This window comes from Paraburkholderia sp. SIMBA_030 (assembly GCF_046535245.1).
Lineage (GTDB): Bacteria > Pseudomonadota > Gammaproteobacteria > Burkholderiales > Burkholderiaceae > Paraburkholderia.
On record NZ_JAWRXB010000029.1, the window covers coordinates 20,336 to 35,558 of the forward strand.

Here is a 15,223-nt window from a genome sequence, read left to right on the forward strand (position 1 = left end):
ATCCGCGCCGCGATGCGCTCAGGCGGCCAGCGCCGGACGCCGGAACACCCTGACCAGCACGCCTGCGACTACGAGCGCCCCTAGCGCATACGCACCGTCCACCGCGGCGAGCGGCACGAGGTTCGCCTGGAACAGCGTGGCCGGCACGTCGACCAGCGCGTGCAGAACGATCGCCAGCGGCAGAATACCTCGCCAGCCCGCCCGCAGGCCACGCCACATCAACACCGAAAGACCAATCTGGAACACCAGCGCGGCCACCCGTTCAAGCGCGAAGATGCCGGCCGTCTGCGGCGTCAGGCTGGCGAGAATCAGATGGATGCGCATCAGCGATTCGGCCGGCAGGTTGCTCAGGTAGCCGTCGAGCTGGCCGCGGTTTGCGAAGATCGCAAACAGAATCCACTGCACCTGCACCAGCACGCCGACCAGCCATATTTCGGCGCCGCCGTGGCCGAGGCCGTAGGTGAGCGCGGTGCCGTCGCCCGCAACCGCAGCAGCGGACCCAGGCTTCGCCGCCGCGCGCCTGAGCATCAGGCGCATGCCGATGAAACGCCCTACTTCCTCGCAGATACCCGCGGCCAGCGCGCCGTACACGACGAACGCCAGCGGATTCGACAGCAAGGCGGCGCTCGCCTCGTTCCAATGCAGCACGTAGTCGTTCAGCGCGCGTTCGATCACCATTGCGAACAGCGCGAACACGGCAATGCCGACAATCGCGTCGCGCGGGTTGAGCGCGAGCGGCCGGCGCAGACGGCGATACACAATCAACGGTAAGGCGGCGACGAACAGCGTCGCGAGGGCGACGCTCGACAGGGTAAGCGGTGCAACAACCATGAGTTTCCTTGCGATGACCGGCGCGCACCCGCTGCGCGCCGCAGCCCGCATGATCGCAGATCAGCGCGAAGTTGACGCGCGGACGATCAATTCGCCTTGCAGCAGGCAGTCGCGAGCCGCAGTCTGGATACCCTCGATGCGCTCATGCAGAAACTCCACCGCGCGGTAGCCGATCTCGTAGGTCGGCTGGCGGATCGTCGTGATGCCGGTCAATTCGGCCCACTCGGGGTCGTCGATCGACAACAGCGCGACGCGCGCTTGCCAATCCGCGCCGTAACGCGCCTTCAGGTGCAGTGCGAGGCACAGCGCGACCGGCGCGTTGGCCGCGAACAAGGCGACGCGGCCAGGCTTGTGCGCGCGGCCGCCACTGCTCGCCGCGGCCTCGAGCGCGCGATCCAGCTCGGCGAGGCTGCGCTCGACCGCTGCGCTATCCACAAGGTTCAGCACCAGCGTATGCCCACGCGCGCCACCCTTGCCGCCCGTTCCCTCCTCGCCACTCATCACGTCGCGAAACGCCGCCTCGCGCAGTCGCCGCGAGCTGACCTGCTCGAACGGCTGCACGACAAACCAGATGTCGTCGAAACCGTTCTCGAGCAGATGCCGCGTGCCCAGTTCGGCCGCCGCCCGGTTGTCCAGCCCGACCATGTCGGTCACGAGGCCATCCACCGTGCGGTCGACCAGCACCGCCGGAATCCCGCCGCCACCCACCGGCCGCAACGTTTCTTCGCGCACGCCGAGCGCATTGACGATCACGCCTTCCACGCGATAGGTGGTCAGCAGTTGCAGATAGCGCCGCTCCATTTCGACTTCATTGGCCGCATGGCAAATCAGCGGCATCAGCCCGAGCGCATGGCACGCCGCTTCGACGCCTTGCAGCACTTCGACCGTGTACGGGTTGGTCAGGTCGGCGAGCAGCATGCCGATCAGCCGGTTGCGGCCACGCTTCAGGCCGCGCGCCATCTGGTTCGGCTGATAGTCGAGCCGTTCGATCGCGGCCTCGATGCGCGCGCGCAATTCCGGCGACAGCACGCTCATCTCACCATTCAGATAGCGCGAGATGCTGGTCTTGCCGGTGCCGGCTTCGCGCGCGACGTCCGTGATCGTCGCGCGGCGCGGGGTAGCAAGGGGCGTCGTGCTCATTGGCCCAGCACTTCGCGGTTGACGATGTTGGTGGCAAGCGTGCCCTCCAACGCGGCGACGAGATTTTCCGCCGCGTTGCGCGCCATCGCATGCCGGGTTTCGTGGGTTGCCGAGCCGATATGCGGCAGCGCGACCACGTTCGGCATTTTCAGGAGCGGCGAATCGGCCGGCAGCGGTTCGGTCTCGAACACGTCGAGGCCCGCGCCGTGGATCGTGCCGTTTTGCAGCGCTTCGATCAGCGCCTTTTCATCGACCGTGGCGCCGCGCGATGCATTGATCAGGATCGCGCTTTGCTTCATCGACTTGAGTTCTGCCGCGCCGATCATGTGCTTCGTCTCGGGCGTCAACGGCACTTGCAGACAGACGAAGTCCGCGCCGGCGAGCAGCTCAGCCAACGCGACACGCCGCGCGCCGTACGCCTGTTCCGCGTGCGGGTTCGCGCTCCGGTTCGTGTACAGCACCTTCATGTTGAAGCCGAGCGCCGCGCGGCGCGCGACCGCGCTGCCGATCCGCCCCAGGCCGATGATGCCGAGCGTCTTGCCCTGCACATCCACGCCGAACAGCGCCGGCCCGATGCTGCGCTGCCAGTTGCCGGCTTTCACCCATTCCGCGAGTTCGACCACCCGGCGCGCCGAGGCAAGAATCAACGAGAACACCGTGTCCGCGGTGGATTCGGTCAGCACGTCCGGCGTGTGCGCGAGCAGGATGCCGCGGCGCGTCAGGTCGGCGACGTCGAACTGGTCGAAGCCCACCGAGATGGTCGACAACGCCTTCAGCCGGGTCGCGCCTTCGAGCATCGCCGGCGTAATCCTGACGCTCGAACCGATGCCGCCGTCCGCGTCCTTCAACGCGGCGACGAACGTATCGTACCGGGTGGGGTCGACCTGCACGACGTCCGCATGCTGTTGCAGATACGCGAGCACGTCTTCGGGCAGCGCCTTCCAGGCGACGATCTTCTTCATCGGCTTATTTTCCTTGCAACGGTGTGGCAAGCGCGGGCGCCGTGGCCATCGGCTGCGGCTGCGGTTTGACGATCAGCGTCAGGATCACCGCGGCGACCAACGCCACGCTCATAAACGCATAGGATGCCGCAGGCGAGCCGGTCGCACCATTCAGATAGCCGACCACATACGAGCCGACGAACGAACCGAGCGCGCCCATGCTGTTGATCAGCGCCATCGCACCGCCCGCGACGTTCTTCGGCAGCAGCTCCGGCACGATCGCGAAAAACGGGCCGTACGGCGCGTACATCGCGGCGCCGGCGATCACCAGCAACGCATACGAGACCCAGAAGTGCGACGAGCCGAGCGCGTACGATGCGGCGAACGCGACCGCGCCGACCAGCAGGAACGGCCATACGAACACCTTGCGGCGATTGAGTTTATCCGATGCCCACGACGCTGCCAGCATCGCGATCGTTGCAGCCAGATACGGCAGCGCCGAGAGCCAGCCGGTTTCGACCATGCCGAGCGTCGAACCGTTCTTCAGGATCGACGGCAGCCACAGCACGAAGCCGTACACGCCGATGCTCCAGCAAAAATATTGCGCGCACAGCTTGATCACCGCGGGCGTGCGGAACGCTTCGCTGTAATTGCGCACCGGCTTGATCGCCGCCTGTTCGGCGCGCAGCGCTTCGGCGAGATCGTCCTTTTGCTGCTGCGTGAGCCACGACACCTGCTGCGGCTTGTCCTGCACGATGAACCACCAGCAGACCGCCCAGAGAATCGCGGGCGCGCCTTCGGCGATGAACATGTGACGCCAGCCGAACGAATGCACCAGATAACCCGACACCACCGACATCCACAGTACCGTCACCGGATTGCCGAGAATCAGGAAGGTGTTGGCGCGCGATCGCTCGCGCCTCGTGAACCAGTTGCTGATGAAGATCAGCATCGCGGGCATCACGGCGGCTTCGACGACGCCGAGCACGAAGCGGATCACCATCAGCGACGGAATATTGCTGACCATGCCGGTCAGCGCCGCGCAGCCGCCCCACAGGACCAGGCTCCAGAACACGAGCTTTTTCACGCTGCGCCGTTCCGCGTAGATCGCGCCGGGAATCTGAAAGAAAAAATAGCCGAGAAAGAACAGCGCGCCGATCAGCGACGACAGCCCTTTGCTGATGCCGAGATCCTGATTGATGCCGGCGGCCGACGCGAAACCGTAGTTCGCGCGATCCAGATAAGCGAGGCTATAGGTGATGAAAACGATCGGCATGATCGTCCACCAACGGCGAATCGCAAGCGATGAGGTCATGGGTGTCTCCTTACTACGTCCCGAAACGGTGATGGGGGTCCAGCGGCGCTGTTCGAGCGCTCTTGTCGTTATCGATTTCGTTGCGTGCGGCGGCTGTGCGATCGCCGAACGTCAGGCCGCGGTCGCGATGTGCGGCACATCGTCGAGTTCCAGTGCGTCGAGTTCCGCGCGGCCCGGCAGGCCTTCGGAATCGCCGATCACCTGAATCGCCAACCCGCCGATCCGGTTGCCGCGCGCCACCGCTTGCGGCAGCGGCTTGCCTTCGAGCAATGCGCTGACCACTCCGACGGCGAATCCGTCGCCCGCGCCGACCGTATCCACCACCTTCGCGACCGGCTTGCACGCGACCACGCCGGCATCGTCGGCGGTGCGGAAGTACGCGCCTTGCGCGCCGAGCTTGATGATCACGCCGCGCGCGCCCTGGTCGAGATAGAAACGCGCGATGTCGTCCGGTTGGGTGTAGCCGGTCAGAATCCCGCCTTCGCCGATCCCCGGCAGCACCCAGTCGGCCAATCCCGCCAGCGCGTTCAAACCTTCGACCATCGCGGCGCGTGACGGCCACAGCGTCGGGCGCAGATTGGGATCGAACGAAATCGTCTTGCCGGCGGCGCGCATTTCACCCGCCAGATGGAACGCGAGTTCGCGCGAGCTTGCCGAGATTGCCGGCGCCACACCCGTCAGATGCAGGTGACGCGCGGACAGCACGTAATCCGCCGCGTAGTCGGCCAGCGACAGGTGACTCGCCGCCGAGCCCTTGCGGAAGTATTCGACCGCCGGATCGCTGCCGTCGTCGCATTTCGACTTCAGCTGGAAGCCGGTCGGATAGCGCTCGTCGGTCGTGACGCAGCGCTGGTCGATGCCCTCTTTGCGCAAAGTGTCGCGCACGTACTGGCCGAACGAATCGTTGCCCACGCGGCTCATCCAGCCGACCCTGAAACCAAGGCGCGAGAGGCCGATCGCCACGTTCAGATCGGCGCCCGCGACGCGCTTGGTGAAGTGCCCGACGCCGGCGAGCGGACCGGTTTCGGCGGCCACGAACATGGCCATCGCTTCACCGTAGGTGATGACGTCGAGTGCTGCGGGTGTCCGGCTTGTCTCGTTCATGCTTGCTCCTGCGTGTTCTTTTGGTACGTGTTCTTTTGGTACGTGTTCTTTTGCTACGTGTGTCTTGCTGCTTGCGTGGCGTGCGTGGCGTGTATCGCTTGTATCCATCGACGCGTTATTTGGCCGTTCTCCCAGGTCCCGCGCACCGCTCACGCGGCGGCCAGCCACGCGACGTAATGCGCCGCGTCGGCCTCGATGCGCGTGACATCGAAGGGAAACTCGATGGCGCGCGGCACATCGCGCGGCAAGCTGGCGAGCACCGCCGCGAACTGCGCGTCGTCAGCCGCCGGCGCGCTCGCGAAGCGGCGCGCGCCCTCGCCGGTCATCATCTTGCAGTGAACGTATTCGACATGCGCCGCGAGTTGCTGCGCGGCCTCGAGCGGCGCGACACCGCGCCATAACCAGTTGCCGATGTCGAAGGTCATGCCGAGCACATCGGCGTGACCTTCGCGCGCCAACGCGTCGAACAGCCCGACGAACTGCGCGAGCGAGCCGCCCTGCTCCAACTGGCCGTTCTCGACGACGAGCCGCGGGCTCATCCCGCGCAAGCAGGCCGCAATCGCCGCGCCGTTCGTTTGCGCGACAAAGCCGCCGAGCTGCAATTTCACAAAACGCGCGCCGAGTGCCGCGGCCTCGGTCACGGCAAGACGCAAGGCGTAGACATCGAGCACGCCTTCGGCTGTGTAAAGCAAATCCGGCGTCGAGTAGACCGACCACAAACCGAGTTCCGCCATGGCGTTGCCCAACGAGCGCAGCGCTTCAATGGAAGCGTCGGCATCGCTCGCGAACAACTCGCGGCGCACCTCGAAACCGCAAGCACCAGCCGCCGCGCTCACGCTCGTCCACTTTACGTGGCCACCGGCGCGAACCGCGTCGATCCCGAATGCGCTTGCGACAATCACTACATCAGCCATGTCGAATTTACCCAGCCCTGTTTCTGGTACCGGCAAATGGAACCGGTTCCAAACTGCGACCTAAAAAAAGCGCTGTTGCGCTTGGGATGAGCGAATAGTGCGCCGAGGCGAAGGCCGTGCACCATAGTGGAATTCCCCAGGCCTCAAGTTGGCACGCTCATCGCCCAGCGATCAGGGGCTGCTGGCGAGACATAGCGCAAGAAACCGCTCAACCACGCGCGAGGGCGCGCTTGCATGCGGCACCAGAATCGATAGCCGCCGCGTCAACGGCTCAGGGCTGAGCGAGAACAGGCATAGCGCGCCGTCTTCGTGCCGCATCGACATCGCCGAGACAAAACCGATGCCCATGCCGGCCCGCACGGCTTCCTTGACGCCTTCGACCCCCGCAATTTCCAGCGCGACGCGCATCGGCACGCCCGCCCGCGCGAAAGCCCGTTCGACGATCTGCCGCACACCCGAACCGGCTTCTCGCAACACCAGCGGATGTGCGCCGCACGCCGCCAGTTGCACCCGGCCGCCCTCGCCGCCCGGCTGCGCCATGGGATGCGCGCGCGGCATGATCGCGACGATCTCGTCCTCGCGCCACGCGTGCACCGCGGTGTCCGGCGGCAGATCCGAGCCGACCGGCCCCTCGATCATCGCAATGTCGACCGAATCGAGCGCGCCGACGATTTCCGTGGTGTTGCCGTCGGCGGTATGCAGCGACACGTCAGGATAGCGGCGATGAAAATCGGCGATCAGGTAAGGCAGCAGATAACTGGCCGGCGTGGTGCTCGCGCCGATGCGCAAAGTGCCCTGCTCCATGCCGCGCAACGCATCCCGGTACGCGTGCGCCTGACGCCACGTGTCGCGCAGCCGCGTGGCGTAGCTGGCGAGCTGCTCGCCGGCGGGCGTGAGCCGCACGCCGCGGCCGTCGCGCTGATACAGCGGCTCGCCGAATTCATCCTGCAACTGCCGCAATTGCCCGGATACCGCCGGCTGCGACAAATGCAACGCCACAGCGGCCCGGCTGATATTGCGATGCTCGGCGACAGCGGCGAATGTTATAAGTTGATCCGGGGTCATGGTGGTCAATGTATCAGCAGATCCGATACTTTACATTCTAAATCACGATTTTTCATATCGATATACCTAATTTAGGATTGAGCCCATCGAAACACGACAGTTATAGAAAGGCGCAACGCCATGTCCACCGCTCACCTCACCGCTACTGCCGCCGCATCCACCGGGCCTTCGACCCGCGGCCAACTCAACGGCATTCTGTTCGTGGCGCTGTTTGCCGCCGCCGTGACCCGCATCGCATCGATTCCCGCCATCGCCGGCCTGGGTTTGAGCCCGCTGATCGTCGGCATCGTGGCCGGTGCCATTTACGGCAACGCGCTGCGCGACGGCATGCCCGAAAGCTGGGCGGCAGGCGTCAACTTTTCGGCGCGCAAGCTGCTGCGCATCGCCGTCGCGTTCTTCGGATTGCGTGTCAGCTTGCAGGAAATCGCCCAGGTGGGTCTGCCGGGGCTCGCGGAATCGCTGTTGATCGTGGTGAGCACACTCGTGATCGGCACGTGGGCCGGCATGAAGATCATGAAGCTCGATCGCGACACCGCGCTCCTGACCGCGGCCGGCAGCGCGATCTGCGGCGCAGCCGCGGTGCTCGCCTTCGAATCGACGCTGCAATCGAAGCCGCACAAGAGCGCGATGGCAGTCGGCAGCGTGGTGCTGTTCGGCACGCTGTCGATGTTCCTCTACCCCGTGCTGTTCAAGGCAGGCTGGCTGCATCTCGACACGCTCGGCGCAGGCCTGTTCTTCGGCGGCACGATTCACGAAGTGGCGCAGGTGGTCGGCGCGGCCAGCAATGTGAGCCCGGAAGCGACCCACGTCGCCACCATCGTCAAGATGACCCGCGTGATGCTGCTGGTGCCGGTGCTGCTAGTGGTCGGCATGTGGGTGAACCGCTCGGCGCGCCGTGCATCGGCTTCGGCTTCGGCGCAAGGCGGCACGCACCACGCACCGCGCAAGCTGGCGATTCCGTGGTTCGCGCTCGGCTTCCTCGCCTTCGTCGTGATCAATTCGCTGCACATGTTGCCCGAAACCGCGACGAACACGCTGAACACGCTCGACACCTTCGCGCTCACGATGGCCATGACCGCGCTCGGCATCGAAACCCGCATCTCGCAGATCCGTCAGGCCGGGCCCCGCGCGCTGACCACCGGCCTGATCCTGTATGTGTGGCTGATCGCCGGTGGACTGGGAATCACGTGGACTGTCCAGCACCTGCTCGGTTAAGCCGCCCTCGCCGTCAAACCAACCCCGCTGCGTGCGGGGTTTTGCTCGTTCAGGAGAACCATCCGGCGCGCTCACACGGCATACTGGCCGCTGACGTAACCCGTTCACGCAAACCCGTTCATGCAACCGGAAGGAGGATCGACCGATGAGCCTGAAACTTTACTATTGGGACGGCTTGCAGGGCCGCGGCGAATTCGTGCGGCTGGCACTGGAAGAAGCCCGCGTCGACTACGTGGAAGTGGCACGCGGCAAGAAGTCCGACGGCCTGGGCACGAGCGCGATGATGTCGCTCATGAAGAGCCATGACGAGCCGTATCCGCCGTATGCGCCGCCCTTCCTGAAAGACGGCGATCTCGTGATCTCGCAGACCGCCAACATCCTGTTCTACCTCGGCCCGCGCCTGAACCTGGCGCCTGCCGTCGAGAGCCTGCGCTACGTCGCCAACGGCCTGCAACTGACGATCGCCGACGTGGTCACCGAAGCGCACGATACGCATCATCCGCTCGCCAGCGACCTCTACTACGAGGACCAGAAAGACGCCGCCCGGCAGCGTGCGCACGACTTCATCGACAACCGGATTCCGAAGTTCATGAAGTACTTCGAGCGGGTGCTGAAACAGAACCCGGCCGGCGATCAGTTCATGGTGGGTGACGCGCTGACTTACGTCGACCTGTCGATGTTCCAGCTGATCGACGGTCTGCTGTATGCGTTTCCGCGCGCGCTCAAGCGTTTCGGCGAGCACTATCCGCGTCTTGCCGCGCTGCACGATGCGGTGATGGCGCGGCCGAACATCGCCGCCTATCTCGAGTCCGACCGGCGCATCGCGCATAACGAGGCTTGCATCTTCAGGCACTATCCTGAACTCGACAAGGCGGCGGCTTGATCCACGCTGCCATCCTTTACCCGCCGGCGTCATCGCGCCCGCTTAAGATAGCGGGCGCGGTGCTGTTCCGGCGCGCGCTTTTCATCCACCCATCACGCCCTCCACTGCCTACGTGCTTTCATTCCTGCTGAAGCTGCGCACCCGCGCCCAACGCCTGTTCCGCCTGTCCGACGCCCATACGATGCTGGTCTGGTCGGTGGTGGTCGGCGTCGCGGGCGCGTTCGCGACGATTCTCTTTCGCGAAGGCATCGCGCTGCTGCAACTGGCGGTGTCGGGCAAGTCCGGCAGCTTCGTCGAAATGGCGCGCGGCTTGCCGTGGACCGTGCGCGTCTGGCTGCCGGCTGCGGGCGGCCTGATCGCCGGCTTCATTCTGCTGTTCGCGCAGCGTTACGCCGACAAATGCAATCACATCGACTACATGGAAGCGGTCGCGATCGGCGACGGCGTCGTGCCGGTGAAGCTGAGCGTGTGGCGCAGCGTGTCGTCGCTGTTCACGATTTCGAGCGGGGGCTCGATCGGCCGCGAAGGTCCGATGGTGCAACTGGCGGCGCTGGCCGCGTCGCTGATCGGACGCTGGGTGCACTTCGACCCGCCGCGCCTGCGCCTGCTGGTCGCATGCGGCGCCGCAGCCGGCATTACGTCCGCTTATAGCGCGCCGATTGCCGGTGCGTTTTTCGTCACCGAGATCGTGCTCGGCTCGATCGCGATGGAAAGCTTCGGCCCCGTAGTGGTCGCGGCGGTGGTGGCCAACATCACCATGCGTGAATTCACGAGCTACAAGCCGCCGTACGAGATGCCGGTGTTCCCGCCGGTGGCCGGCGTCGAGGTGCTGCTGTTCGTCGCGCTCGGCCTGCTGTGCGGCGCGGCCGCGCCGCAATTCCTGCGGCTGCTCGATGCCTCGAAGACCGGCTTTCGCAAGTTGCCGTTGCCGCTGCCGGTGAGGCTCGCGCTCGGCGGGCTGGTGGTCGGCATTCTGTCGGTGTGGACGCCCGAGGTATGGGGCAACGGCTATAGCGTGGTCAACTCGATCCTGCACTCGCCATGGACGTGGAGCGCGCTTGTTCTCGTGCTAGTGTTCAAGCTCGTCGCGACGGCGGCCACCGCCGGTTCCGGCGCGATCGGCGGCGTGTTCACGCCGACGCTCTTCGTCGGCGCGGTGGTCGGCTCGCTGTTCGGCCAGGGCATGCACGCGCTGTGGCCGCACGGCACCTCGGCGCCGTTCGCGTATGCGATGGTCGGCATGGGCGCGTTTCTGGCGGGCGCCACCCAGGCGCCGCTGATGGCAATCCTGATGATCTTCGAAATGACGCTCAGCTATCAGGTGGTGTTGCCGCTGATGCTCTCGTGCGTGGTCGCCTATTTTGTGTCGCGTGCGATTGCGAAGACTTCGATGTACGAAATCACGCTGCGCCGCAATCGCGAGGAACAGGAGCGCTCGCGGCTGCGTGCGACGCAGATGCGCGAGCTGATCCGGCCGGCCGAAACCGTCGTGCCGCCCAACGCGACCGTGCACGATATGACGCGCGTGTTCCTCGAATATCCGGTGAAGTACCTGTACGTCGCCAACGAATCCGGCGCGTTTCTCGGCGTGGTCGCGCTGAAAGACATCACCTCCGATCTGCTCGACAAGCGCGACACGTCCGCGAAAACCGCAGCCGATTATCTGCAGCTGCATTTCGATGTGCTCACACCGGATATGCCGCTCGGCGTTGCATTGCAGCACTTCATGGCGTTTCAGGGCGAGCGGCTGCCGGTGATCGAAAGCACCGCGCATCCGACACTCGCGGGCGTGGTCTACAAGACCTCGCTGCTCGACGCGTATTTCCGCATGAACCCGCATCACTAAGGCTGGCGTTCGTCGAGCCGGCGTTCAGGCACGCCGCGCGCTTCGAGCGGTGCCACCCCCACGCACGCAGCGGGCCGTGCAAAGCGCGGCAGATTCTCTACAATGGAAAAATGCTGCGGCGATTGCACGCGGCGCGCGTTACGCCAAGACGGGCGCACCGAGACGCCCGCCCTTCGATCGGAGCGAAGATGAGCGAACCGTCCCTCGATGCCGTGCGCCGCGATCAGGCGGGCTGGATCTTTCTGCATATCGAAGGCGAGCCGTACGATCGCGGCGAGCAGCACGGCCAGTTGCTCGCCACTGAAATCCAGAACGCGATCCGCACCGCCCGCTACCTTGCGAAGTGGGATACCGGCGAAGACTTCGACACCTTCGTCAACGCCGCCGTCACCCAGTTCGCGCCCAAACTCGACACCGAATTCGCCGACGAAATCCAGGGCATCGCCGACGGCGCGAAGCTGCCGTTCGCCGAAGTATTGGCCTGGAACGGCTACATGGACCTGTTGCAAAGCTGGTGGCCGACCTACGCCTCGCAGCAACAGCCGAGGCTCGGGCTGAAACCGTGGCGCGGGCGGCGCGGCCATCATTGCAGCGCGTTCATCGCCACCGGCAACGCCACGCGCGACGGCCGCATCGTGATGGCGCACAACTCCTGGGACCGCTACGCCGCGGGCGACGCGTTCAACGTGATATTCGACATCGTGCCGGATCGCGGCAACCGGATTCTGATGCAAGGCCTGCCCGGCTGCATCTCCAGTCTCACCGATTTCTGGGTGACGGCCGCCGGCCTGATGGTGACCGAAACCACCATCTCCAACTTTGCCGGCTACAACCCGTCGGGTGCGCCGGAGTTCTATCGCTCGCGGCGCGCCTCGCAGTATGCGAACAGCATCGGCGAATGGTGCGAGATGTTCGCGATCGCCAATAACGGCGGCTATGCGAACAGCTGGCTGCTCGGCGACACCAAAACCGGCGAGATCGCCCGCTACGAACTCGGGCTGCACTATTCGGGCTTCGAAAGCACGAAGGACGGTTTCTACAGCGGCTACAACACCGCGACCGATCTGAAGATCCGCAACCAGGAATGCATCGGCGAAGGCGAAGACTATACGGACGTGCGCAAGAACGGCGCGCGGCGGCTGCGCTTCATGCAACTCGAGGAGATACATCACGGCAAGATCGACGTCGAACTCGCCAGGCAGATGATCGCGGATCATCACGACGTCTATCTCGATCGCAACGACAACCCGTGCTCGCGCACCATCTGCGGGCATCTGGAACTGGATGACGCGCGCTTCGGCGGCACCGATCATGGGCCGTTCAATCCGTGGGGCGCCAACGACGGCAAAGTGGTCGATAGCGAAATGGCACGCCAGATGGCGTTCAGTGCGCGTTGGGGTCATCCGTGCGGACGGCCGTTCGATGCCCAGGCGTTCATGAAACGCCATCCGCAGTGGAACTGGCTCAACGGGTATATGCGCGACCGGCCGTCGTGGCCATGGACGCGCTTCGAGGTTTTGCGCTAGACGCCATTCCTGGCGAACGGCACCCGGCACGCCGCGCTGCCGCATCATGTGACGGCGCAGCATAACCCCGGCACGACCGTTCGCGACGGACCTGCCTTTCTCCTGCCATCATCTCAGACCTACAATAGCGTTTTGCCGCATTTGCGCGCACGGCGGAAATTTGCCATCTAAGATAGTAGATATGCGTCGGCTGCGGACAGCAACGCCGTACACAGATTGAGCCGTCTTTTCGACGCGGGGACGGCACAGCGCTTGCTTCATTGTTAGCGCCGCATGAGTTTAGGAGGTCGGGCGATGAAAACCTCGACACTGATGACGATGGTGACGCTGTCGGCCTCATGCTTTGCCGCGCCGATTCGCACCGCGACCGAGAGCACCACCGCCAGTAGCCTTGCCGAACGCGCCAACGCTGCCCCTGTCGCGCCCGCGGCCCCGGACGTCGCTGCCACGGACGACAACCGCCCGCAACAATGGCAACATATTGCGCTGCCCAAGTCGCGGCATCTGGATCGAAGCCTTTCCGGGCAGAACGAGCAACTCCAGACCTGACGGCGGGTTTTCGCGCCGTCCCGGCGCGGACGTCTGACCTGGGGCGAACTTCAGGCTTCAGGCGCTGTTTAGCGGGTGCTCGCCAGGTCTTGCGCGTTTGGCCGGCGACAAAAAAATTCACATCGAAAAGAACAGGAGCGCTCGCATGACCGCATCGGCTATTCCCGGCGAATCGATCGACTTGCAGATCGCCGACATCCTGCGCGAAGTCCATTTCCCGACCAACAAGGATGCGCTCGTCGAGCTCGCTCGCGATGCGGGCGCCAGCAACGAGGTGTTGTCGATGCTCGACGGTCTGCCGGAGCAGGACTATACGGACGTGGCATCCGTCACCCGTCTGATCAGCGGCAACTATGGGCCGGGTCTGGGCGCATGAGCGGGGCGCCGGCTTCACCGCTGTTTTCGCTTTCGTCAACCCGCTCGTCTACCCTCAAGCCGGGCGCTGACTGGATCCATCGCGCGCCGCATTCGAGCGGCATCGAGCGTATCGAAGCCTTCTTTCATCACGCCGCTTACGACATGCACCGGCACGATACCTATGCGATCGGCCGCACGCTGGCGGGCGGGCAAACTCAGGAGGAGCACCGCCGTGCCTAACGATCAAGCCATTCAACGGCCTTACGGTCAAGCCGGCGCGGCCGCCGCGATCCGCCCGCGCGATGACTTGCGCAACGGCCGCGCCGCGTCATCCGACATAGCCGGCACCGGCAGATCGTCTTCTGCATAAGCCGGCAGTCCGGCAAGCGCGCGGGGCGGCGCAACGGTTCGCGGATTACGCGCCGGTTCGCCGGCGTGCTGGAAATACTCGACGAGATGGTCGATAAACGTGCGCACCTTCGCCGGCAAGTGACGGCGGCTCGGGTAAGCAATCGTGATTTCGATCTGCGGCAGACGGTAATCGCCAAGCAACGGCACCAGCCGCCCGGCCTCGAGATCACGGCCGATCAGATAGCTCGGCAAAATTGCCACGCCCATGCCCAGCAGCGCGAACTGGCGCAACATTTCCGTATTGTTCGCCGCGATCGCATTGGCCGGCCGCACCCGCACTTCGCCGTCCGGTCCGGTGAATACGCGCTCGTCGCCGCCCTGCCCGGCCGGCCGGCTCAGACACGGATGCGCGCGCAGATGCTCAGGGTGGGTCGGCGTGCCATGCTGCGCCAGATACGCCGGGCTCGCGCAGACCGTCATGTAGCCGGTGGTCAAACGCCGCGTGACGATGCTTGCGCTGCGCATCTGCCGCGCGACCAGGATGCCGACGTCGAAGCTCTCTTCGACCAGATCGACATGACGATCGGCCAGCGTGACGTCGGGCATCACATCCGGATAGCGTTCGGCATACGACTGCACGACCGGCGCGAGACTGTGCAGCCCGAACACGATCGGCGCGACGATCCGCAACGTGCCGACAGGTTCGTGATTGCGCGCCACCACCATCTGCTCCACGCCTTCCAGGTCGTCGAGAATGTGGCGCACGCGTTCCAGATAGGTCGTGCCGGACTCGGTCAGCGAAAGACGGCGCGTGGTGCGATTGAGCAAACGGGTGCCGAGCCGCCCTTCCAGATCGGCGACGTGGCGCGTGACGACCGCTGCGGAAAGATCCAGCGCGCCGGCCGCACGAACGAAACTGCCGAGATCGGCCACTTTGACGAATACGCGCATCGACTGCAATTGATTCATGGGACGACTCCTGCCACGGTAACGCGGGCCGGCGGCATCGTGCCGCGTGCGCCGAGCCCAAGCGGCAAAGCGCGCTCAGGCTTGCCCAACGATTCGATTGTATCGACCCGTCCATGTCCCAACCCTGACCTGGACATGACAAAACGGTCAGGTTCGCGATGCGCTCGCGACACGCTTGCAAAGCTTATTTGCAGTGGATTTCTACTAGGTATAAACC

14 protein-coding genes and 1 pseudogene are annotated in these 15,223 nt (G+C 64.8%); 7 read left to right on the forward strand and 8 right to left on the reverse strand.

Translation table 11 applies throughout. The features are described 5' to 3' along the window. Positions 1–18: 18 nt before the first annotated feature. From SB772_RS35440 to SB772_RS35470, 7 genes are all read right to left on the reverse strand, one after another. Positions 19–831, reverse strand: coding sequence for a YhfC family intramembrane metalloprotease (locus tag SB772_RS35440; protein WP_410837782.1), 813 nt, complete (start codon positions 829–831; stop codon positions 19–21). A 60-nt stretch (positions 832–891) separates the two neighbouring features. Continuing rightward, positions 892–1,971 (reverse strand): LacI family DNA-binding transcriptional regulator, encoded by a 1,080-nt coding sequence (locus SB772_RS35445; RefSeq protein WP_410837783.1) that lies wholly within the window; start codon positions 1,969–1,971, stop codon positions 892–894. Next, positions 1,968–2,933, reverse strand: a complete 966-nt coding sequence (locus tag SB772_RS35450) for a 2-hydroxyacid dehydrogenase (RefSeq protein ID WP_410837784.1) — start codon at positions 2,931–2,933, stop codon at positions 1,968–1,970. The genes SB772_RS35445 and SB772_RS35450 overlap by 4 nt, the downstream gene beginning before the upstream one ends. A 4-nt stretch (positions 2,934–2,937) precedes the next feature. Next, positions 2,938–4,227 carry an MFS transporter gene (locus tag SB772_RS35455; RefSeq protein ID WP_410837785.1) on the reverse strand — a complete coding sequence of 430 codons (1,290 nt, stop codon included), beginning with the start codon at positions 4,225–4,227 and terminating at the stop codon, positions 2,938–2,940. A gap of 111 nt (positions 4,228–4,338) precedes the next feature. Continuing rightward, positions 4,339–5,331: a sugar kinase gene (locus SB772_RS35460; protein ID WP_410837786.1), complete on the reverse strand. Its 993-nt coding sequence runs from the start codon at positions 5,329–5,331 to the stop codon at positions 4,339–4,341. Between the two features lie 149 nt (positions 5,332–5,480). Further along, the gene (locus SB772_RS35465) at positions 5,481–6,245 is read right to left on the reverse strand and encodes a sugar phosphate isomerase/epimerase family protein (RefSeq protein WP_410837787.1); all 765 of its coding nucleotides are present in this window, start codon (positions 6,243–6,245) and stop codon (positions 5,481–5,483) included. A 171-nt stretch (positions 6,246–6,416) separates the two neighbouring features. Continuing rightward, positions 6,417–7,310: a LysR family transcriptional regulator gene (locus SB772_RS35470; RefSeq protein ID WP_410837837.1), complete on the reverse strand. Its 894-nt coding sequence runs from the start codon at positions 7,308–7,310 to the stop codon at positions 6,417–6,419. A gap of 120 nt (positions 7,311–7,430) precedes the next feature. Here SB772_RS35470 and SB772_RS35475 point away from each other — a divergent pair, with 120 nt between their 5' ends. The 7 genes and pseudogenes from SB772_RS35475 to SB772_RS35505 form a co-directional block, all read left to right on the forward strand. Further along, entirely contained in the window at positions 7,431–8,525 is a 1,095-nt protein-coding gene (locus SB772_RS35475; protein WP_410837788.1) for a YeiH family protein, read from the forward strand. Positions 8,526–8,670: 145 nt separating this feature from the next. Beyond that, on the forward strand, positions 8,671–9,408 hold the full coding sequence (locus SB772_RS35480; protein WP_410837789.1) for a glutathione S-transferase: 738 nt from the start codon (positions 8,671–8,673) through the stop codon (positions 9,406–9,408). A 112-nt stretch (positions 9,409–9,520) separates the two neighbouring features. Continuing rightward, positions 9,521–11,254, forward strand: a complete 1,734-nt coding sequence (locus tag SB772_RS35485; protein WP_410837790.1) for a ClcB-like voltage-gated chloride channel protein — start codon at positions 9,521–9,523, stop codon at positions 11,252–11,254. A gap of 188 nt (positions 11,255–11,442) precedes the next feature. Continuing rightward, positions 11,443–12,780: a C45 family autoproteolytic acyltransferase/hydolase gene (locus tag SB772_RS35490; protein ID WP_410837791.1), complete on the forward strand. Its 1,338-nt coding sequence runs from the start codon at positions 11,443–11,445 to the stop codon at positions 12,778–12,780. Between the two features lie 294 nt (positions 12,781–13,074). After that, entirely contained in the window at positions 13,075–13,329 is a 255-nt protein-coding gene (locus SB772_RS35495) for a hypothetical protein (RefSeq protein WP_410837792.1), read from the forward strand. Between the two features lie 145 nt (positions 13,330–13,474). Then, positions 13,475–13,705, forward strand: a complete 231-nt coding sequence (locus SB772_RS35500; protein ID WP_410837793.1) for a DUF2795 domain-containing protein — start codon at positions 13,475–13,477, stop codon at positions 13,703–13,705. Further along, positions 13,702–13,902, forward strand: a pseudogene (locus SB772_RS35505) (AraC family transcriptional regulator); the annotation flags it as partial. The gene SB772_RS35500 and the pseudogene SB772_RS35505, both read left to right, overlap by 4 nt. Before the next feature lie 51 nt (positions 13,903–13,953). On the opposite strand, the gene SB772_RS35510 reads toward SB772_RS35505, so the two are convergent. Continuing rightward, a complete protein-coding gene (locus SB772_RS35510; protein ID WP_410837794.1) occupies positions 13,954–15,006 on the reverse strand; it encodes a LysR family transcriptional regulator in 1,053 nt (350 codons plus the stop codon). Between the last annotated feature and the right edge of the window lie 217 nt (positions 15,007–15,223).